Raw genomic sequence first — 19,766 nt, 5'->3', positions numbered from 1 at the left:
TCTCGCAAAAACCACGGGAAACGATGTCTGTCACGCTAGATGGGGAGAAATCAGGATCGGTTCCGAGTCGTGTACGCAAGTTCGTACGCGGCCCGCGCCCCGAATCCGTACCGGCGCTGGTCGGTGCCGCCTGCACCGTCGTCGGCCTGATCGATGTCACCGCGGGCGTTTTCCCGCGCTTCCGGCACAGCCGGATGCACACGCTCGCCGAGGTGCTCCCCGGCGCCCTCGGGCCGTTCGCCGCCGCTCTCTCCCTGAGCGCAGGTGTCCTGCTGCTGCTCCTCGCCCACGGCCTAAAGCGGCGCAAGCGGCGGGCCTGGCGGGCGGCCGTCGCGCTGCTGCCGGCCGGTGCGCTGGCACAGTTCGCCTACCGGCACTCGGTCACCGGCACGCTCGTCTCCCTGGCGCTCTGCCTGCTGCTGGTCCGCCACCGCGGTGAATTCGCCGCACTCCCCGACCCCAGGAGCCGCTGGCGGGCCCTGGCCAACTTCGTGCTCCTCGGCGCGGGTTCGCTGGGCCTGGGGCTGATCATCGTCAGCGCCCACCCCGGCCGGGTCGTGGGGAACCCCAGCATCGCCGACCGGCTCCAGCACGTGCTGTACGGGCTGTTCGGCTTCGAGGGCCCCATCGAGTACGCCGGAGACACCTCCTGGACCGTGGCGTACTCGCTCGGCGCCCTCGGGCTGCTGACCGCCGTCACCACCATCTACCTCGCCTTCCGCCCCGAGCACCCGGCGGCCCGCCTCACCGAGGACGACGAGGCCCGGCTGCGCGCCCTGCTGGAGAAGCACGGCGGCCGCGACTCGCTCGGCCATTTCGCGCTCCGCCGCGACAAGGGCGTCGTCTTCTCCCCCAGTGGCAAGGCCGCCGTCTGCTACCGCGTCGTGTCCGGGGTGATGCTGGCGAGCGGCGACCCGATAGGCGACGTGGAAGCCTGGCCCGGAGCCATCGAGCGCTTCATGGACGAGGCCAAGGCCCACTCCTGGACCCCTGCCGTGATGGGCTGCAGCGAGACCGGCGGCGAGGTCTGGACCCGCGAGACCGGACTCGACGCGCTGGAACTCGGCGACGAGGCGGTGGTGGATGTCGCGGATTTCTCGCTCGCCGGGCGCGCGATGCGCAACGTACGCCAGATGGTGAAGCGCATTGAACGTCTTGGCTACGAGACCCGGGTCCGGCGCGTGAGCGACATCGGCGAAGCCGAACTGGCCCGCATCCGGCGGGCCGCCGCCGACTGGCGCGACACCGACAACGAGCGCGGCTTCTCCATGGCACTCGGCCGGATGGGCGACCCTGCCGACGGGGACTGCATCATCGCCACCGCCCACAAGGCCGACGAGTACACCGCCGACTCCCCGTACGGCGACCTGAAGGCCGTACTCCACTTCGTCCCGTGGGGCAGGGACGGCATGTCCCTCGATCTGATGCGCCGCGACCGCTCCGCCGACCCGGGCATGAACGAGCTGCTGATCGTCGCCGCCCTGCAGGCCGCCCCCCGGCTCTCCGTCGAGCGCGTCTCGCTGAACTTCGCGATGTTCCGCTCGGCGCTCGCCCGCGGCGAGAAGCTGGGCGCGGGACCGGTGCTGCGGACCTGGCGCGGACTGCTGATCTTTCTGTCGCGCTGGTTTCAGATCGAGTCGCTGTACAAGTTCAACGCCAAGTTCCGGCCCCGCTGGGAGCCCCGCTTCGTCGTCTACCGAAACGCCCGTGACCTGCCCCGCATCTCCTTCGCGGCCATGCAGGCCGAGGGCTTCGTGAGCCTCGCGCTGCCCCGCCCCCTCGCCCGCCGACTCCCGGCTCGCCGGCCGCGCCCCTGCGCGCACACCCGGGCGCCGGGCCAGGAGCACCACGCCCGCGCGGCGTAACGACCCCGCCGTGCGGGGCCTACGCTGGTCGCATGAGTACGTTGCGTGGACGAGGCACGGTCCGAGGTCTGCCGGAATGGGACCGCTGTGCGGTCATGGGTGTCGTCAATGTGACCCCGGACTCCTTCTCCGACGGCGGCCGCTGGTTCGACACCGCGACCGCGATCAAACACGGCCTCGACCTGGTCGCCGAGGGCGCCGACCTGATCGATGTCGGCGGCGAGTCGACCCGTCCCGGAGCCAGCCGGGTGGACGCCTCGGAAGAGCTGCGGCGCGTGGTCCCCGTGGTCAAGGGCCTGGTGTCCGAAGGGGTCACGGTCTCCGTGGACACCATGCGGGCCCGTGTCGCCGAGGAGTCGGTCGCGGCCGGAGCCGCCCTGGTCAACGATGTGAGCGGCGGCCTCGCCGACCCGGACATGATCGGGGTCGTCGCCGCGGCCGGAGCGCCGTTCGTCGTGATGCACTGGCGCGGCTTCAGCGAGTCCATGAACAGCCGGGCGGTGTACGAGGACGTCGTCGCCGAGGTCGTCGCGGAGCTGCGGGAGCGGATGGACGCCGTGGTCGCGGGCGGTGTCGCCCCGGAACGGATCGTGATCGACCCCGGTCTCGGCTTCGCCAAGGACGCCGGCCACGACCTCTCGCTGGTCGCCCACCTCGACGAGCTGCGTGCCCTGGGCCGCCCGCTGCTGGTCGCCGCCTCCCGCAAGCGCTTCCTCGGCCATGTGCTGGCCGGCGAGGGCGCCGCACCGCCGCCCGCCCGCGAACGCGACGCCGCCACTGCGGCGATCTCCGCGCTCTCCGCCCGCGCCGGCGCCTGGGCCGTCCGGGTCCACGAGGTACGGGCCACGGCGGATGCCGTACGGGTCGCCCGCGCCGTCGAGGGAGCCGCGTGAGCGGGCCCCGCGACGAGCACGCGGAGGCGGCCGCCGACATCGCGGCCGTCGAGCAGGCGAACACCGCCTTCTACGAGGCGATGGAGCGCGGAGACTTCGACGAGCTCTCCGGGCTCTGGCTGCCGGGCGAGGACCTCACCGTCTCCTGCGTCCACCCCGGCTGGCCGGTGCTCACCGGCCGCGGCGAGGTGTTGCGCAGTTACGCCCTGATCATGGCGAACACCGAGTACATCCAGTTCTTCCTGACCGATGTCGGGATCTCGATGACCGGCGACACGGCCCTGGTGACCTGCACGGAGAACATCCTCAGCGGCGGCCCCGCAGAGGACGGCAACGCGCTCGGACCGCTGGTCGGCCAACTCGTCGTGGCCACCAATGTGTTCCGGCGCACACCCGACGGCTGGAAGCTCTGGTCCCACCACGGCTCGCCCGTCCTCACCGAATCCGGTGAGGACGAGGACGAGGACACATCCTCCTGACCGAGGCATCCGCCCGACGGCGGGTTGGAATCCCGGACCGCGGGTAGAAGCGGCTACCAGCCCCGCAAGGTCCTGTCCATGGCCCCCGCGGGCGAGCGCTGTCGGTGCTCGCAGGTAGATTCGAAAGAGTGGTACCCGGCCGCCCGCACGCGGCCTCGTGCCTCTACGCCCAACGACAGTCAGGAGTGATTCGCGTGGATCGTGTCGCGCTGCGCGGCCTCAAGGCCCGTGGACACCATGGCGTCTTCCCGCGGGAACGCGAAGAGGGCCAGACGTTCATCGTGGACCTGGTGCTCGGCCTCGACACCCGCCCAGCGGCAGCCGCCGACGACCTGACGAAGACCGTGCACTACGGCATCGTCGCGGAGGAAGTCGTCGAAGTGGTGCAGGGGGAACCGGTCGATCTGATCGAAACGCTCGCCGAGCGCATCGCGCAGAAGTGCCTCAAGCACGAAGGAGTCGAGGAGGTGGAGGTGGTGGTGCACAAGCCGGATGCGCCGATCACCGTCCCCTTCGACGATGTCACCGTCACCATCACCCGGAGCCGAGTATGACTGGATTTTCCACCCAGGGGCAGAGCGACCCGACCGTACAGCCGGTTCCCGCCTCCGTGGTCGAGCAGGTGGACGCCGCGGACATCACCCTCTCCAACCCCAAACGCGCCGTGATCTCCCTGGGCTCCAATCTCGGCAATCGCCTGGAGACGCTCCAGGGCGCCATAGACGCCCTGGAGGACACCCCCGGCCTGCGGGTCAAAGCGGTCTCCCCGGTGTACGAGACGGAGCCCTGGGGCGTCGCTCCCGGCTCCCAGCCCTCGTACCTCAACGCGGTGATCGTCGTGAAGACGACGCTTCCTCCGTCCTCCCTCCTGGAGCGCGGCCAGGCCGTCGAAGAGGCCTTCGACCGGGTCCGTGAGGAACGCTGGGGCCCGCGCACCATCGACGTCGACATCGTGGCGTACGCGGATGTCGTCTCCGACGACCCGGCGCTCACCCTCCCCCACCCGCGGGCCCATGAGCGCGCCTTCGTGCTCGCCCCGTGGCACGACGTCGACCCCGAGGCCCAGTTGCCCGGCGCCGGCCCCGTCGCGGAGCTGCTGGCCGGTGCCGGCCGGGAGGGCGTACTGCCCCGGGCCGATCTGGAACTCCGTCTGCCCGAGTAGTCGTTAGGCTCGACGGAAACGGATCACCGGCGACACGGATCGCCGGCGACATGGACCACTGGTGACGCGGATCACCGGTGACACGCACCACTGGCGGCGAAGGGCGGATCACTCGGTGAAGCAACTACGGCTCGGGGTACTGGCCGGCCTCTTCGCGGCGGCCGGGGTGCTCTCCTGGGGCGGTGCCCGCCTCTGGGACTCCCTGGGCAGCCTGCCGAGCGTTCCCCTCGCCGCGCCGATCGTGCTCGCGGTGATCGCCGCCATCCTGCTCGCGACGGCGCTCTCCATCCGTTCCCGGCTGCGCGCCCAGCGCGAGCGCCGACCGGGCGCCAAGGGCGTCGAGCCACTCATGGCGGCCCGTGCAGTCGTCTTCGGCCAGGCCAGCGCGCTGGTCGTCTCCCTGGTCTCCGGCATGTACGGCGGCACGGGCGTCTTCCTGCTCGGCTCCCTCGACATCCCGGCCCGCCGCGACCAGGCAATCTACGCGGGCTTCGCGGTCCTGGCCGGCGTCGCGGTGGTTGCCGCGGCCCTCTGGCTGGAGCGCATCTGCAAGCTCCCGGAGGACGAGGACAACGACAAGAGCTCGGCGGCCGCGTAGCGGTCACCGAGCTCTCCCGGGAGCTCAGCCCGCCATGATCAGGCTCATGGCCTCGGCGCGCGTCGCGGGGTCGCGCAGCTGGCCGCGCACCGCCGAGGTCAGCGTCTTCGCACCCGGCTTGCGGATTCCGCGCATCGACATGCACATGTGCTCGCACTCGACGACGACGACGACCCCGCGCGGTTCCAGGATCTCCATGAGCGAATCGGCGATCTGCGTGGTGAGCCGCTCCTGGACCTGCGGACGTCGGGCGAAGACATCGACGAGGCGGGCCAGCTTCGACAGGCCGGTGATCTTGCCGCTGGTGGCCGGGATGTATCCGACATGCGCGACGCCCCGGAACGGCACCAGGTGGTGTTCACAGGTGCTGAACACCTCGATGTCCTTGACCAGCACCATCTCGTCGTGGCCGAGGTCGAACGTGGTCGTCAGGACGTCCTCGGGCTCCTGGTAGAGGCCCGCGAATATCTCCTTGTACGCCCGTGCCACTCGCCCCGGCGTCTCGCGCAGTCCCTCTCGGTCCGGGTCCTCGCCGACGGCGAGAAGGAGTTCGCGTACGGCGGCCTCGGCCCGCTTCTCGTCGAACTCACCGATCGAACCCTGGCCGTCCAACGTCACCGGGTCGGTCATCTGTGCCTCGTTCCTCTGAGCGGTCACCCGCACATGCCTCCGCACGGGCGTACGAAAAAGCCGCGCCCCCACAGGCTAAAACCTGCGGAGGCACGGCACACATTCCGGGCCCGGTACGGCTCCCGTGACAGGGGCCACACCGGGGTCGCGGAACCTCAGCTCTCGGAGCGGTCCTCCGGGAGCACCTCGGTGGCCGGGACGGTGTCCGTGGGGACGACCGAGCCGTTCGCCGCGGTGGCGCCGTTGGTGAGAGCGAGCTCCTTCGGCGAGAGCACCGGCGGCCGCGTCGACGGCGTGCGTCGGGCGGAACCGGTCCACGCCGGACGGGACGGGCGCTTCACGATCGGGGCGAAGATCTCGGCGATCTCCTCCTTGCCGAGCGTCTCCTTCTCGAGGAGCTGGAGCACGAGGGCGTCCAGCACGTCGCGGTTCTCGACGAGGATCTCCCACGCGTCGTTGTGCGCGGTCTCGATGAGCTTCTTGACCTCTTCGTCGACAAGGGCCGCGACCTCTTCCGAGTAGTCGCGCTGGTGGCCCATCTCACGGCCCACGAACGGCTCGGTGTGGTCGCCGCCGAACTTGATCGCACCGAGCCGCTCCGTCATGCCGTACTGCGTGACCATCGCGCGGGCCGTTGCAGTGGCCTTCTCGATGTCGTTCGCAGCGCCGGTGGTCGGGTCGTGGAAGACCAGCTCCTCGGCCGCGCGCCCGCCCAGCATGTAGGCCAGCTGGTCGAGCATCTCGTTGCGCGTCGTGGAGTACTTGTCCTCCTCCGGGAGCACCATCGTGTAACCGAGGGCGCGGCCGCGGGAGAGGATCGTGATCTTGTGGACCGGGTCCGACTGGGGGGAAGCCGCCGCGACCAGGGCGTGTCCGCCCTCGTGGTACGCGGTGATCTTCTTCTCCTTCTCGGACATGATCCGGGTCCGCTTCTGCGGACCCGCCACGACGCGGTCGATGGCCTCGTCGAGCATCTTGTTGTCGATCAGCTTCAGGTTGCCGCGCGCCGTGAGGAGCGCCGCTTCGTTCAGCACGTTCGACAGGTCGGCACCGGTGAAGCCGGGCGTACGACGGGCAACGGCGCCGAGGTCGACGTCCTTTGCGACCGGCTTGCCCTTCTGGTGCACCTTGAGAATCTCGAGACGGCCCTGCATGTCCGGCCGGTCGACCGCGATCTGCCGGTCGAAGCGGCCCGGTCGCAGCAGCGCCGGGTCGAGGATGTCCGGCCGGTTCGTGGCAGCGATCAGGATGACGCCGCCCTTCACGTCGAATCCGTCCATCTCGACGAGCAGCTGGTTCAGCGTCTGCTCGCGCTCGTCGTGACCGCCGCCCATTCCGGCACCGCGGTGCCGGCCGACGGCGTCGATCTCGTCGACGAAGACGATCGCCGGGGCGTTCGCCTTGGCCTGCTCGAAGAGGTCACGGACCCGGCTGGCACCGACACCGACGAACATCTCGACGAAGTCGGAACCGGAGATCGAGTAGAACGGGACGCCCGCCTCGCCCGCGACGGCGCGTGCGAGCAGCGTCTTGCCCGTACCGGGAGGCCCGTACAGCAGGACGCCCTTGGGGATCTTGGCGCCGACGGCCTGGAACTTCGCCGGCTCCTGGAGGAACTCCTTGATCTCCTGAAGCTCCTCGACGGCCTCGTCCGACCCCGCCACATCGGCGAACGTCGTCTTCGGGGTGTCCTTGGTGATCAGCTTGGCCTTGGACTTCCCGAACTGCATGACCCGGGAGCCGCCGCCCTGCATCTGGTTCATCAGGAACAGGAAGACGACCACGATCAGGACGAAGGGCAGCAGCGAGAGGAGGATCGAGATGAACGGGGACTGCTTCGACGGCGAGACGGTGTATCCCTTGTCGATCTTGCCGCTCTCGAACTTCTTCTGCAGTGTGTCGGCCAGCTGGACGCCCTGGTCGCCGATGTAGCTCGCCTGGAACTTGCTGCCGGACTCGCCCGCAAGTTTCTGGCCCTTGTTCAACTCGATCTTGATGATCTGTTCGTCACCGGTGGTCAGCTTGGCCTGCGCCACCTGGTCCTTGCTGATCGCCTGGATCACCTTGCCGGTGTCCACCGATTTGTAGCCGCCCGACGAGCCGACGACCTGCATCAAAACGACCACGGCGAGGACGGCCAGCACGATCCACATGACCGGCCCACGGAAGTATCGCTTCACGTCCATCCATACGGGGCGATGACGCCCCGTCCCTCCTGCCCGTAGGTAAATGCTGCTGTGAGAAAAGACTGTTCTTCGGACGGTACCCCAGCATTGTCGCCTGCGACCGTCGAGGACGTCTGTCAAAACCCGCCTTCGATGGCTCAACGGCGGGAATCCGGTGAAAGGTTCCCCGCCGTCCTCCCGGCCGGGCCGGGCACCCCGGCCGGGCGTCGGACGCCGGGAGGCGGTCAGCCCCCGTATACGTGCGGGGCGAGTGTGCCGACGAAGGGGAGGTTGCGGTACTTCTCCGCGTAATCCAGCCCGTATCCGACGACGAACTCGTTCGGGATGTCGAAACCGACCCACTTGCAGTCGAGCGCGACCTTGGCCGCGTCCGGCTTGCGCAGCAGGGTGCAGATCTCCAAGGACGCCGGCTCACGCGAGCCGAGGTTCGACATCAGCCAGGACAGCGTCAGGCCCGAGTCGATGATGTCCTCGACGATCAGGACGTGCTTGCCCTTGATGTCGGTGTCCAGGTCCTTGAGGATCCGGACCACTCCGGAGGACTGGGTGCCCGCACCGTACGACGAGACGGCCATCCAGTCCATGGTGACGGGGGTGGACAGCGCGCGCGCCAGGTCCGCCATCACCATCACTGCGCCCTTGAGGACGCCGACGATGAGCAGGTCCTTGCCCGCGTACTCCGCGTCGATCTTCGCGGCCAGCTCGACCAGCTTCGCGTCGATCTCTTCCTTGGTGAGGAGCACCGACTGAAGGTCGGTGCTCATGTCCTTCTCGTTCACCCGCGTCTCTTTCTCTGCCTGCCGGAACCGGGGTGGTGCCCCGGCCCTGCGCGCCGCTCGCCTGCGTGTCAGCCGCTCGTGCTTCAGCTCTGCCGAATCACCAGTCTGCCACCCTGACGCGTGGCTTCGACCCGGCCGGGCAGGTTGATGGCCCGCTGGCCGCGCCAGCCGGTGATCAGACGGTCGACTTCCTCGATGTGCCGGGCGAAGAGGGAACCGGCCGGGGAGCCCGCCTCCATGGCGGCCCGGCGCAGTACCCGTCGGCGTACGGCGGGCGGCAGCGCGTACAGCTTGGCGCACTCCAGCCGGCCCGCGTCGTCCCGTACGGCGCGGTCGGCCTCGGCGGCCCATGTGTCCAGGGCATCGGCGTCGTCGCGGGAGAGCTGTGCCGTTCGGGCCAGAGCCTCGACGACTCCTTTGCCCAGGGCCTTCTCCAGGGCGGGCAGACCCTCGTGGCGCAGCCGGGAGCGGGTGTAGGCGGGGTCGATGTTGTGCGGGTCGTCCCAGACGGGCAACGCCTGGACGAGGCAGGCCTTGCGGGCGGTCTGCCGGTCGAGCTGGAGGAAGGGGCGGCGGTAGCGGCCGGCCGGGCCGGATGCGGCGGCCATGCCGGAGAGCGAGCGGATGCCGGAGCCGCGGGCGAGGCCCAGCAGCACCGTCTCCGCCTGGTCGTCACGGGTGTGGCCGAGCAGGACGGCGGCGGCGCCGTGCCGCTCGGCCGCGGCGTCCAGGGCGGCGTAGCGGGCGTCGCGGGCCGCAGCCTCGGGTCCGCCCTCCTGGCCGACCTGCACGGCGACGGACTCGACCGGGTCGAGGTGCATCGTGGTGAGACGGTCGACGACCTCGGCGGCCCGGGTGTCGGATCCGTCCTGGAGGCCGTGGTCGACGGTGATGCCGCCGGCCCGGACGTCGAGTTTGCGGGCCTCGAAGGCGAGGGCGGAGGCGAGTGCCATGGAATCGGCACCGCCGGAGCATGCCACCAGCACCAGCGGGGTGTCGGGGCGTCCGGGGAGTGTGCCGCGCTGCCTGCCCGGACCGGTTTCGGCGAGCTCGGGGTGGGGGGTGCGCCGGGTGTGCTCGGCGCTCCGGGCGTGTTCTGTCAGTACGTCGTGGAGTACGCGGCGGACCGCCAGGCGTATCGCCGCGACCGCAGGATGGGGACCCATGTCCGGTGCCCTTCGTGAAGTTTTGGGAGGTGTCTCGGAGTGCCGGGACGGAAAAAGTGCCGTCACTCAGCGTGCATCGATGGTGACAGAGGCAAGTCGCCCCCCGAGCATTGCACGCCTTCCCATGCCCCTACGGTCCCTCGGATGGGTGATTACCGACGCGTACATGTCCTGTCGTCCGCCGTCCGGCTCGTCGTGATCAGGACTCTGCCTTACGGTGCACTCTCGCGATCCAGTCCGCCGGTTTCGCGATCTCCGCCTTGGTCGGGAGGGTGTTCGGCGAGGTCCAGACCCGGTTGAAGCCGTCCATGCCGACCTCGTCGACCACGGCGCGGACGAATCGCTCGCCGTCGCGGTACTGGCGCAGTTTGGCGTCGAGACCGAGGAGCTTGCGCAGCGCCTGGTCGAGACGGCTCGCACCGCGCTCCCTGCGCTGCTGGAACTTCTCCCGGATCTCGCCGACGGAGGAGACGACCTCGGGGCCGACACCGTCCATCACGTAGTCGGCATGGCCCTCGAGCAGGGACATCACGGCGGTGAGCCGGCTGAGGATCTCGCGCTGGGCGGGTGTCTGGACGAGTTCGACGAGACTGCGGCCGCCGTCCTCGCCGGCCTCGCCCTCGGGGCGGCCCCCGGCCAAGGACTGGGCGGCCTCGCGGAGCCGTTCCAGCACGGTCATCGGGTCGACGTCGGTCTCTTCGAGGAACGACTGGATCTCGCCTTGCAGATGGTCGCGGAGCCAGGGCACACCGGTGAACTGGGTGCGGTGGGTCTCCTCGTGGAGGGCGACCCAGAGCCTGAAGTCGTGCGGGTCGGCCTCGAGTTCGCGCTCGACGTGGACGATGTTCGGGGCGACGAGCAGCAGCCTGCCGCCTCCGTCGGCCGAGGCCGGGAACTCACGGCCGGCAGGGGCGAACGTCTCGTACTGACCGAGGACCCTGGAGGCCAGGAACGACAGCAGCATCCCCACCTCGACGCCGGTCACCTTGCCGCCGACCGCGCCGAGCACGGCGCCGCCCGGACCGTTGCCGCGCCGGTCCTGCATCTTGCCCAGCAGCGGGCGGAGCAGTTCGCGGAAGCCCGCGACATTGGCCTTGATCCAGCCGGCCCGGTCCACGACCAGAACCGGGGTGTCCTCCGGTTCGGTCCCCTCGGGGATCATGCGGGTGAAGGAACGGACGTGCTCCTCCGCGGCCTTGGCATGCCGTCGCAGCTCCGCTACGACCTCGCGGGCCTCCTCGCGGCTGATCTCGGGCCCCGGCCGCACAAGTCGGGTCGCGGTCGCGACCGCGAGATTCCAGTCGACCATCTCGTCACCACCGATGCTCGTCATGTGTCAACCGTACGTGCTCGGGTGCGTCCGCGGTGTGGTGTTGACCGGCCCATCAGGTACGCCCGGCGAGGCTGGTGGCAAGTGCGTCGAGGGAGGACTGGGCCTCGGACGGGGATGTCGTACCGGATGCCAGGAAGGCGAAGGCGAGCAGCCGGCCCTGCTTGTCGACGACCGTACCGGCGAGGCTGTTCACGCCGGTGAGGGTGCCGGTCTTGGCGCGGACCAGCCCGGTGCCTGCGGACTTCTGGGTGTAGCGGCCGCTGAGGGTGCCACTGAACCCGGCCACCGGGAGGCCGGTGAGGACGGGGCGCAGTTCGGGGTGGTCCGGGTCGGCGGCGCGGGCGAGAAGGCCGGCCAGCAGTCCGGCGGTGACCTTGTCCTTGCGGTTCAGCCCGCTGCCGTCGGCGAGGTTCACACCTTTCATCGGCAGGCGGAGCTTCTTGAGCTGTGCCGTGACGGCCCGTCGGCCGCCGTCGAAGTCCGCCCGTTCGCCCGCGGCCAGGGCGGTCTGCCGGGCGAGCGCCTCGGCGATGTCGTTGTCGCTGTTGGTCAGAGTCCGTTCGGCCAGTGCGGAGAGCGGGGCGGAGAGGTGCTTGGCGACCGGCCGGGACTTGGTGGCCGGCCGGCCGGCCGCCGGGCCGGACCGGGTGGTGATCCCGGCGTCGTCGAGCAGCCTGCCGAAGGTCCGGGCGGCGTCACCGGCCGGATCGTTGCTGCGCGGGGCGGGTCCTCTGTCGGTGCTGTCGAGCCTGCCCTCGTCGGTCATCAGGGCGCTGACGGGCGCGATGTTCTCGTTGGGGCCGATCGGGTGCCGTGCCGGGCCCGAGTAGCGGGAGGTGTCGTACGTGAGGCGGACCGTTTTCACGCCCCGGTCCTTCAGGGCGCGGGCGGTGTCGGCGGCCAGAGCGCCGAGGGCGGCCTTGTCGAGGGTGGGGTCGCCGCCGCCGACCAGAGTGATGCTGCGGGAGTCGGGGGACGCCCGGACCGTCGTGGCGATGCGGTGGTCGGGGCCGAGCGCGCTCAGGGCGGCGACCGAGGTGGCGATCTTGATGGTGGAGGCGGGCGTCATGGGTGTGTCGGCGCCCTGGCCGTACAGCCGCTCACCGGTGGCGGTGTCGATGACGGCGGCCGTGCGCGCGGTGCCCAGGGCGGGGGCCTTCAGCAGTGGACCGAGGGTAGCGCGGAGGGCGGCCGCTGCGCCGTCGGGGGCGTCGCGGGCGTCCGGAGCGGCGTTGTCCACGACTGAGGAGAGGGGCGCGAGGACGGCGGGCGCACTGGGTGCGGGCTTGGGTCCGGGCGGTGCGTCGGCTCCGTGATGTACGCCACCTGTGCGGCTCCGAGCGGCGGCCCGGTCCTGCTCGGCCTTACGCTGACCCGAGTCCCAGGGGCCGGCGGCAAGGACGACGCCGGCTGCGAGCGCCAGCCCGAGGCCGGCGGAGACAGCCGTGAACTGCCTGTTGTTCAGTCCCTTCGGCCTGATCACGCCGCCCGGCCGGGTGAGCCTGCTCAGCTTGTCGAGCGGATCGACCGACGGTCTTTTCACCGGCTCGTCCACCGTTGACCAGCCCCTTTCGCGAGCACACATCTGCGTGGGGGACACTTAATCACCAGTCGTATGTCTTGATCATGGAGGAGCCACCCGTGGAGTTCGACGTCACCATCGAGATCCCGAAGGGTTCGCGGAACAAGTACGAGGTGGACCACGAGACCGGTCGGATCCGCCTGGACCGTCGACTCTTCACTTCGACCAGCTACCCGGCGGACTACGGCTTCGTCGAGAACACCCTCGGCGAGGACGGCGACCCGCTGGACGCGCTGGTCATCCTGGACGAGCCGACCTTCCCCGGCTGCCTCATCAAGTGCCGCGCCATCGGCATGTTCCGGATGACGGACGAGGCCGGCGGCGACGACAAGCTGCTGTGCGTGCCGGCCTCCGACCCCCGGGTGGAGCACCTGCGCGACATCCACCACGTGTCGGAGTTCGACCGCCTGGAGATCCAGCACTTCTTCGAGGTCTACAAGGACCTGGAGCCCGGCAAGTCCGTCGAGGGCGCCGACTGGGTCGGCCGCGCCGAGGCCGAGGCCGAGATCGAGGCCTCCTACAAGCGCCTTGAGGCGCAGGGCGGCGCGCACTGACCCGAGGGGTCGCGGCCGGATTCCGGCCGAGGTACATCGCGCGGTTCCGTTTACGGTTCCGCGCCGGAGACGGGCGGCACTCCAAGACGGGGTGCCGCCCGTTTCGTATGCCCGCCCTGGCCGCTCCGCGTGCCCCACCCGCTCCGCGCGCCCTGGCCGTTCCGTGGGTCGGCCCTCGTCGCATCCACGCCCTGGTACGTGGCCATACTGGCAGCAGCGCAACCGAAGACGCGCAGCCGATGAGGAGCGAGGTCGAGTGGTGGCGGAACCGGGCGGTCCGGAGGACCAGAAGCCCCAGTCCGACGAGGCGCGCAGCGCCTTCGTCCCGCCGGCCGGGGTGGGGAGACCCACGGCTGCCTCCGACGACGATCACCCGACATCGGAATTCGCCATTCCGGCCGGTCTGACGGCCGAGCCCCAGGGGTCGGGGACAGGTTCCGCTTCGGGCCCCGGTCCGGCCTCCGGCTCGGACACGATCGGCTCCGCATTCGCCCCGCCGCGCATCCACAACGCCCAGCACCCGCCGCCCGCCTTCACTCCGGCGCACGGCAGCCCGATGCTCCAGCTGACCAAGGAAGCCCCTTGGCAGGACCGGATGCGCACGATGCTCCGGATGCCGGTCGCCGAGCGCCCGGCACCCGAACCCGTCCAGAAGTCCGACGAGACCGGGCCCGCGGTGCCGCGCGTGCTCGACCTGACGCTGCGCATCGGGGAGCTGCTGCTCGCCGGCGGTGAGGGCGCCGAGGAGGTCGAAGCGGCGATGTTCGCGGTGACCCGCGGCTACGGCCTGGACCGCTGCGAGCCCACGGTCACCTTCACCCTGCTGTCGATCTCGCACCAGCCGTCGCTGGTCGACGACCCGGTGACGGCGAGCCGTACCGTACGCCGTCGTGGCACCGACTACACGCGGCTGGCCGCCGTCTTCCGGCTCATCGACGACATCACCACCGAGGATGTCGAGGTCTCGCTGGAGGAGGCCTACCGGCGCCTGGCGGAGATCCGGCGCAACCGGCATCCGTACTCCGGCTGGGTGCTGACGCTGGCCGCCGGCGGTCTCGCGGGGGCGGCATCGGTACTGGTCGGCGGCGGCGCGCTGGTGTTCGTGGCGGCCGCGATCGGCGCGATGCTCGGCGACCGGCTCGCCTGGCTCTGTGCCGGGCGGGGGCTGCCGGAGTTCTACCAGTTCGTGGCGGCGGCGATGCCGCCCGCCGCGATGGGCGTCGCGCTGACCCTCACCCACTGGTCGGACGTACGGCCCTCCGCGGTGATCACCGGTGGGCTGTTCGCGCTGCTGCCGGGGCGGGCCCTGGTGGCGGGCGTGCAGGACGGGCTGACCGGCTACTACATCACCGCCGCGGCGCGCCTGCTCGAAGTCATGTACCTCTTCATCGGCGTCGTCGTCGGTGTGCTGTCCGTGCTGTACATGGGGCTTCAGCTGGGCGCCCAGCTGAATCCCGAGGCCAGGTTCATCGCCAACGACCGGCCCGTGGTGCAGATCCTGGCTTCGATGGCGCTCTGTTTCGCCTTCGCGATCCTGCTCCAGCAGGACCGGTCCACGGTGCTCGCGGTGACCCTCAACGGCGGTGTGGCCTGGGTGATCTACGGAGCGATGGCCAGGACCGGCGACATCTCGCCGGTGCTCGCGACAGCGACGGCGGCCGGCCTGGTGGGCCTGTTCGGGCAGCTGTTCTCGCGCTACCGGTACACCTCGTCACTGCCGTTCATCACGGCGGCGATCGGTCCGCTGCTGCCCGGCTCGGCGACGTACTTCGGTCTGCTGGACGTGGCACAGGGCAATGTGAACGCCGGGCTCGCCTCACTGTCGACCGCGGCGGCGACAGCGCTGGCCATCGCGATCGGGGTGAATCTGGGAAGCGAGATCTCCCGGCTGTTCATGCGGGTGCCGGGGGCGATCGGCGGGGCGAACCGCCGCGCGGCCAAACGGACGCGCGGCTTCTAACGACCTCACCCACGATTGGCAGTGGGAGAAGGAGCGGTGTCTGGGGCCTTCGAATCCAAGGCGGAGGAGGGAGGGTGGCGAATGGGGCCTCCCCTGCTCGAGCGAAGCCGAGAGCTCGGGGAACATCGCGACTGACGACAACGCGGGAGGCGGAGGTCTCAGACGCTGCGACGCCGCTGCCAATCGTGGGTGAGGTCGTAAGAGCCCGCCGGTACGGCTCCGGGTCAGCGCTTGGCGTGGCGGCCGCGCTGGCCCACGGACGGGCTGCTTCCGGCCGGGCCGTGGCCCTCGCCGCCGCCCGCCGCCGCTTCCTTCTTCGACCTGGAGCGGGCGCGCAGGAACTCGATCACGATCGGCATCACCGAGATGAGCACGATCAGGATGAGAATGCCCTCGATGTGCTTGTGGACGAACTCGATCTTCCCCAGGCCGGCGCCGAGCAGTGTGACCCCGACGCCCCAGAGCACACCGCCGATGATGTTGAACATGATGAACGAGCGGTAGTTCATCCGGCTGACACCGGCGATGATCGGCGTGAACGTACGCACGACGGGCACGAAGCGTGCCAGGATCAGCGACTTCGGTCCGTACTTCTCGAAGAACTCGTGGGCCTTCTCGACGTTCTCCTGCTTGAAGAGACGGGAGTCCGGCCGCTTGAAGAGCGACGGGCCGACCTTCCGGCCGAAGAGATAGCCCACCTGGTCGCCGGCGATCGCCGCCAGCGCCACCAGGAGGCAGACCAGCCACAGCGGGTACTCCAGCTTGCCCGCGGTCACCAGCAGACCCGTGGTGAAGAGCAGCGAGTCACCGGGGAGGAAGAAGCCGATCAACAGTCCGGACTCGGCAAAGACGATGAGAAGGACGCCGATGAGTCCGAACGTGCTGATCAGATAATCCGGGTCCAGCCAGCTCGGGCCGAGCGCAAGCGTATTCAAGGGTCCGGGGCTCCTGGATCGATCGATGGCAGCTGCAGTGGCCGCCCCAAGCTATCAACGCGAGATGACGTCCCCGGGTTCCAGTGGCCTGTGCAAGGATGCACACTCCGGCGAACCGGGGCAAAACCTTTCTTCAGGAGGTACCGCACGATGGGCATCGAGGAATACGGCGGCGGGCAGTCGGGCCGGCCCGACGTCCTGGTCGTCACCACGAATGACATACCGGGCTACCAGGTGACCCAGGTCATCGGAGAGGTCTTCGGCCTGACGGTCCGCTCCCGCCACCTGGGCAGCCAGATCGGCGCCGGGCTGAAGTCGATGCTCGGTGGCGAACTGAAGGGGCTGACCAAGACCCTCGTCGAGACCCGGAACCAGGCGATGGAACGGCTCGTCGAGCAGGCGAGGGCCCGAGGTGCCAACGCGGTGCTGATGATGCGCTTCGATGTGACCGAGGCGGCCGACGTGGGCACGGAGGTATGTGCGTACGGCACGGCGGCCGTGATCACCAAGAACTGAGGGACGCGCCCACGGGGGGCGAGGGTGCCCCCACCCCCCGTAACGGCTACGCGCGGCGCTCCGCGTTGGCGTCGATCGCGTCCCGCAGGTGCTCGGCCAGGCCCGGCCGCATCGAATCGTAGTAAGCGCGGAACCGCGGGTCGGACACATACATCTCGCCGAGCCCCCGGTGCATCTCGGGCGTGCACTCGTAGAACCACCCGGTGATGTGGAGCCGGTGGGCCTCAGCAAGGTCCATCGCCCGTTCGCCGGTGGCCGGCTCGCCGGCCTCCATCAGCGCGCTGTAGGCGGCGCCCCAGTCGGCGACCTCCGCCTGCATCCGTTTCCAGTCGTCCTTGGTGTACCGGGCGGCCCGGCGCTGCGACTCGGTGTACGCGGCGGTGCCGCCCCAGCGGCGCTCGGCCTCCTCCGCATGCTCCTCGGGGTCCTTGCCCCCGAAGACCTCGAACTTCTCCTCGGGCGTGAGGTTGATGCCCATCTTCCGTGCCTCCATGGCTGTTTCGACGGCGGCGGCCATCTTTCGCAGTTCGGCGATCCGGTCGGACAGCAGCCGGTACTGGCGCCGCAGATGTTCCTGCGGGTCCGCGTCCGGGTCGTCGAGCAGTACCGCGATCTCGTCGAGCGGGAAACCGAGCTGCCGGTAGAACAGGATCTGCTGCAGCCGGTCGAGGTCACCGTCGTCGTAACGGCGGTGACCCGCGTGACTGCGCCCGCCGGGCGAGAGCAGTCCGATGCCGTCGTAGTGATGCAGGGTTCGCACCGTCACTCCGGCGAATCCGGCGACCTGTCCCACGGAGTAGTCCATGACTCCCCGCTCCCTTCTCGTTCCGGGTACGCACCGAGCCTGAGTCCTGACGTGACGTGAGGTGCAAGCCCGAAACGCCGCCATCCCGGCCACCCGCGGGGCTTATACAACTTTTGCATCGATATGGTGATCCGGTGGCCACAGATTCTCCCGATCCGACCAGAGCCGTTCCCGCCGTAAGCACTCCGGCCGAAACCGCTCTCGCCGTTGCCGATCCCGCCGAAACCGCTCTCGCCGAAACCACCCCCATACGCCGGCTGCTGCCCGTCATCGTGCCCGCGCTGGTCGTCGGTACCGTCTCGGCGCTCGTCCTGCTCGGTGTCAGCCGGCTCGCGGAGGAACTGCAGGCCGTGCTCTGGGGGACGCTTCCCGACGCGCTCTCCATAGGCCGCTACTCCACGTTCTGGATGATCGCGGTGCTCACCACGAGCGGGCTGGTGGTCGGGCTGCTCATCCGGGCGGTGCCCGGCCATGCCGGCCCCGATCCGGCGACCACCGGACTGGTCGATCCGCCGCTGGCGCCGGGCGTGGTCCCCGGGCTGCTGCTCGTGACGGTCCTCACTTTGGCGGGCGGGATCAGCCTCGGTCCGGAGAATCCGATCACGGCCGCCAATGTCGCGCTGGCCTACTGGCTCGGCCGACGGTTCGCGCCCGGCACCCCGGCGGCGCTGTGGGTCCCCCTCGCCGCGGCCGGCACCATCGGCGCACTCTTCGGCACCCCGGTCGCTGCCGCGCTGATCCTCTCCGAAACCCTCGCCTCCCGTGGCCAGCCCGGTGCGCTCTGGGACCGGCTCTTCGGCCCGCTCGCGGCGGGCACCGCCGGTGCACTCACCACGACACTGCTGGCCCACCCCAGCTTCGACCTGCCGCTTCCGGCCTACACCCACCCGCACTGGAGCGATCTGCTCCCCTCGGCCGTCATCGCCGTGGCGGGCGCGCTGCTCGGCCTGATGGCGGTGTACGCCTTCCCGTATGTGCACCGGGCCTTCCGGGCCCTGAAGCGCCCTGTCCTGGCTCTGACCCTCGCCGGGCTGCTGCTCGGCCTGCTGGGCGCGCTGGGCGGCCCCCTCACCCTGTTCAGGGGGCTCGACGAGGTGAAGGAGCTCGCCGCCGACCCGAGCGGCTGGTCGGCCGGGCAGTTCGCGGTCATGGCCGTGGTGAAGACGGCCGCACTGCTGATCGCGGCGACCTGCGGCTTCCGGGGAGGACGGATCTTCCCCGCCGTCTTCGCGGGAGTCGCGCTGGGACTGTGCGCCCATGCCCTGGTCCCGTCGGTGCCGACGGTGCTGGCGGTGACCTGTGCGGTGCTGGGGATGCTGCTGGCCGTCACCCGGCAGGCCTGGCTGAGCCTGTTCACCGCTGCGGTGCTGGTCGGCGACGCGGCCGTGCTCCCGATACTGTGCATCGCCTCGTTGCCGGCCTGGTTGCTGGTGACCGGGCGGCCGCAGATGCAGCTGCACGAGGACGGCACGCCGCTGAAGTAACGACCTGGGGACCGACAGGGAGCGGGCTCGCGCCGCCCCGAGGCCGTAAGCCCGGTCCGGCCCCCTGGCTCCGCCGCTCGGCGCGCCGGATGCCCCTGACTTCCGTATCGTCGCATCCATATGGATACGTCTTGATATGTCCCGTCAGGCCCTGTCGGAGGTTTCCGCGATGCCCACGCCCGTCAACGTCGCCGTCATCTACTACTCCTCGACCGGCACCATCGCCACGATGGCCAAGGCCATCGCGCAGGACGCCGAGAAGGCCGGTGCGGAGGTACGGCTGCGCAAGGCCGGTGAGCTCGCCCCGCAGGCGGCCATCGACTCCAAGCCGGCCTGGGCCGCCAACGCGAAGGCGACCGCGGACATTGCCGAGGCGTCGAAGGACGACGTGATCTGGGCGGACGCCGTGATCTTCGGCACGCCGACCCGGTTCGGCAATGTCGCCGCCCAGCTCAAACAGTTCATCGACACCCTCGGTGGCCTCTGGCAGGCGGGCCGTCTCGCCGACAAGGTCTACAGCGGCTTCACCTCCACCAGCTCCCCGCACGGCGGCCAGGAGTCCACGCTGCTCGCCCTCTACAACACGGTCCACCACTTCGGCGGCATCCTGGTCGCCCCCGGCTACACGGACCCGTCGAAGTTCGTCGACGGCAACCCTTACGGCACCTCGCACGTCGCGGGGGAGGGCGACATCCCGGTCGGCGTGCAGACCCTGACCGCCGCCCGGGTCCAGGCCGAACGGGTCGTGAAGTTCACCCGGGTCATCAAGGACGGGCTCGCCGCCGAGAGCTGAACCACCGCGCACCGACAGGACCGTCGCGGGTCGCCATGACCGCCGG

At 70.1% G+C, this 19,766-nt stretch carries 19 protein-coding genes; 11 read left to right on the top strand and 8 right to left on the bottom strand.

The window, feature by feature from the left end; translation table 11 throughout:
- The first annotated feature begins 23 nt into the window (after positions 1-23).
- From ACH4EW_RS08295 to ACH4EW_RS08270, 6 genes are all read left to right on the top strand, one after another.
- Positions 24-1,865, top strand: coding sequence for a phosphatidylglycerol lysyltransferase domain-containing protein (locus tag ACH4EW_RS08295; RefSeq protein WP_398253134.1), 1,842 nt, complete (start codon positions 24-26; stop codon positions 1,863-1,865).
- A 95-nt stretch (positions 1,866-1,960) separates the two neighbouring features.
- Positions 1,961-2,758: a dihydropteroate synthase gene (folP, locus tag ACH4EW_RS08290; protein WP_398253358.1), complete on the top strand. Its 798-nt coding sequence runs from the start codon at positions 1,961-1,963 to the stop codon at positions 2,756-2,758.
- Positions 2,755-3,237 carry a nuclear transport factor 2 family protein gene (locus ACH4EW_RS08285; RefSeq protein ID WP_351202188.1) on the top strand — a complete coding sequence of 161 codons (483 nt, stop codon included), beginning with the start codon at positions 2,755-2,757 and terminating at the stop codon, positions 3,235-3,237. The genes folP and ACH4EW_RS08285 overlap by 4 nt, the downstream gene beginning before the upstream one ends.
- A gap of 194 nt (positions 3,238-3,431) precedes the next feature.
- On the top strand, positions 3,432-3,791 hold the full coding sequence (gene folB, locus ACH4EW_RS08280; RefSeq protein WP_398253131.1) for a dihydroneopterin aldolase: 360 nt from the start codon (positions 3,432-3,434) through the stop codon (positions 3,789-3,791).
- The gene (folK, locus tag ACH4EW_RS08275; protein WP_398253128.1) at positions 3,788-4,399 is read left to right on the top strand and encodes a 2-amino-4-hydroxy-6-hydroxymethyldihydropteridine diphosphokinase; all 612 of its coding nucleotides are present in this window, start codon (positions 3,788-3,790) and stop codon (positions 4,397-4,399) included. The genes folB and folK overlap by 4 nt, the downstream gene beginning before the upstream one ends.
- A gap of 115 nt (positions 4,400-4,514) precedes the next feature.
- A complete protein-coding gene (locus tag ACH4EW_RS08270; protein ID WP_398253356.1) occupies positions 4,515-4,997 on the top strand; it encodes a DUF3180 domain-containing protein in 483 nt (160 codons plus the stop codon).
- A 24-nt stretch (positions 4,998-5,021) separates the two neighbouring features.
- Here ACH4EW_RS08270 and folE read toward each other — a convergent pair whose 3' ends face one another.
- The 6 genes from folE to dacB form a co-directional block, all read right to left on the bottom strand.
- Positions 5,022-5,627 (bottom strand): GTP cyclohydrolase I FolE, encoded by a 606-nt coding sequence (gene folE, locus ACH4EW_RS08265; protein WP_398253353.1) that lies wholly within the window; start codon positions 5,625-5,627, stop codon positions 5,022-5,024.
- Between the two features lie 155 nt (positions 5,628-5,782).
- The gene (gene ftsH / locus ACH4EW_RS08260; protein WP_398253125.1) at positions 5,783-7,813 is read right to left on the bottom strand and encodes an ATP-dependent zinc metalloprotease FtsH; all 2,031 of its coding nucleotides are present in this window, start codon (positions 7,811-7,813) and stop codon (positions 5,783-5,785) included.
- 224 nt (positions 7,814-8,037) lie between these two features.
- A complete protein-coding gene (gene hpt / locus ACH4EW_RS08255; protein WP_358858782.1) occupies positions 8,038-8,577 on the bottom strand; it encodes a hypoxanthine phosphoribosyltransferase in 540 nt (179 codons plus the stop codon).
- A 98-nt stretch (positions 8,578-8,675) separates the two neighbouring features.
- Positions 8,676-9,758, bottom strand: a complete 1,083-nt coding sequence (gene tilS / locus ACH4EW_RS08250) for a tRNA lysidine(34) synthetase TilS (RefSeq protein ID WP_398253121.1) — start codon at positions 9,756-9,758, stop codon at positions 8,676-8,678.
- A 199-nt stretch (positions 9,759-9,957) separates the two neighbouring features.
- Positions 9,958-11,091, bottom strand: coding sequence for a zinc-dependent metalloprotease (locus tag ACH4EW_RS08245; RefSeq protein ID WP_398253118.1), 1,134 nt, complete (start codon positions 11,089-11,091; stop codon positions 9,958-9,960).
- 52 nt (positions 11,092-11,143) lie between these two features.
- A complete protein-coding gene (gene dacB, locus ACH4EW_RS08240) occupies positions 11,144-12,676 on the bottom strand; it encodes a D-alanyl-D-alanine carboxypeptidase/D-alanyl-D-alanine-endopeptidase (protein WP_398253115.1) in 1,533 nt (510 codons plus the stop codon).
- A 56-nt stretch (positions 12,677-12,732) separates the two neighbouring features.
- Here dacB and ACH4EW_RS08235 point away from each other — a divergent pair, with 56 nt between their 5' ends.
- Positions 12,733-13,227: an inorganic diphosphatase gene (locus ACH4EW_RS08235; protein WP_003968257.1), complete on the top strand. Its 495-nt coding sequence runs from the start codon at positions 12,733-12,735 to the stop codon at positions 13,225-13,227.
- A gap of 256 nt (positions 13,228-13,483) precedes the next feature.
- On the top strand, positions 13,484-15,187 hold the full coding sequence (locus ACH4EW_RS08230) for a threonine/serine exporter ThrE family protein (RefSeq protein ID WP_398253112.1): 1,704 nt from the start codon (positions 13,484-13,486) through the stop codon (positions 15,185-15,187).
- Positions 15,188-15,411: 224 nt separating this feature from the next.
- Here ACH4EW_RS08230 and ACH4EW_RS08225 read toward each other — a convergent pair whose 3' ends face one another.
- On the bottom strand, positions 15,412-16,122 hold the full coding sequence (locus tag ACH4EW_RS08225; RefSeq protein ID WP_398253109.1) for a DedA family protein: 711 nt from the start codon (positions 16,120-16,122) through the stop codon (positions 15,412-15,414).
- A gap of 150 nt (positions 16,123-16,272) precedes the next feature.
- Between ACH4EW_RS08225 and ACH4EW_RS08220 the strand changes: the two genes are divergently transcribed.
- Positions 16,273-16,638 carry a YbjQ family protein gene (locus tag ACH4EW_RS08220; protein ID WP_398253106.1) on the top strand — a complete coding sequence of 122 codons (366 nt, stop codon included), beginning with the start codon at positions 16,273-16,275 and terminating at the stop codon, positions 16,636-16,638.
- 46 nt (positions 16,639-16,684) lie between these two features.
- Here ACH4EW_RS08220 and ACH4EW_RS08215 read toward each other — a convergent pair whose 3' ends face one another.
- On the bottom strand, positions 16,685-17,443 hold the full coding sequence (locus ACH4EW_RS08215; RefSeq protein WP_398253103.1) for a MerR family transcriptional regulator: 759 nt from the start codon (positions 17,441-17,443) through the stop codon (positions 16,685-16,687).
- 248 nt (positions 17,444-17,691) lie between these two features.
- On the opposite strand from ACH4EW_RS08215, the gene ACH4EW_RS08210 reads away from it, so the two are divergent.
- Positions 17,692-18,927 (top strand): ion channel protein, encoded by a 1,236-nt coding sequence (locus tag ACH4EW_RS08210; protein WP_398253350.1) that lies wholly within the window; start codon positions 17,692-17,694, stop codon positions 18,925-18,927.
- A gap of 169 nt (positions 18,928-19,096) precedes the next feature.
- Positions 19,097-19,720, top strand: coding sequence for an NAD(P)H:quinone oxidoreductase (gene wrbA, locus ACH4EW_RS08205; RefSeq protein WP_398253100.1), 624 nt, complete (start codon positions 19,097-19,099; stop codon positions 19,718-19,720).
- Positions 19,721-19,766 lie beyond the last annotated feature (46 nt).

The sequence above is a fragment of the Streptomyces sp. NPDC018000 genome, assembly GCF_044328025.1.
Classification (GTDB): domain Bacteria; phylum Actinomycetota; class Actinomycetes; order Streptomycetales; family Streptomycetaceae; genus Streptomyces.
Note: the sequence above shows the minus strand (reverse complement) of the source record. Positions and strands in the feature narration are given on the sequence as shown.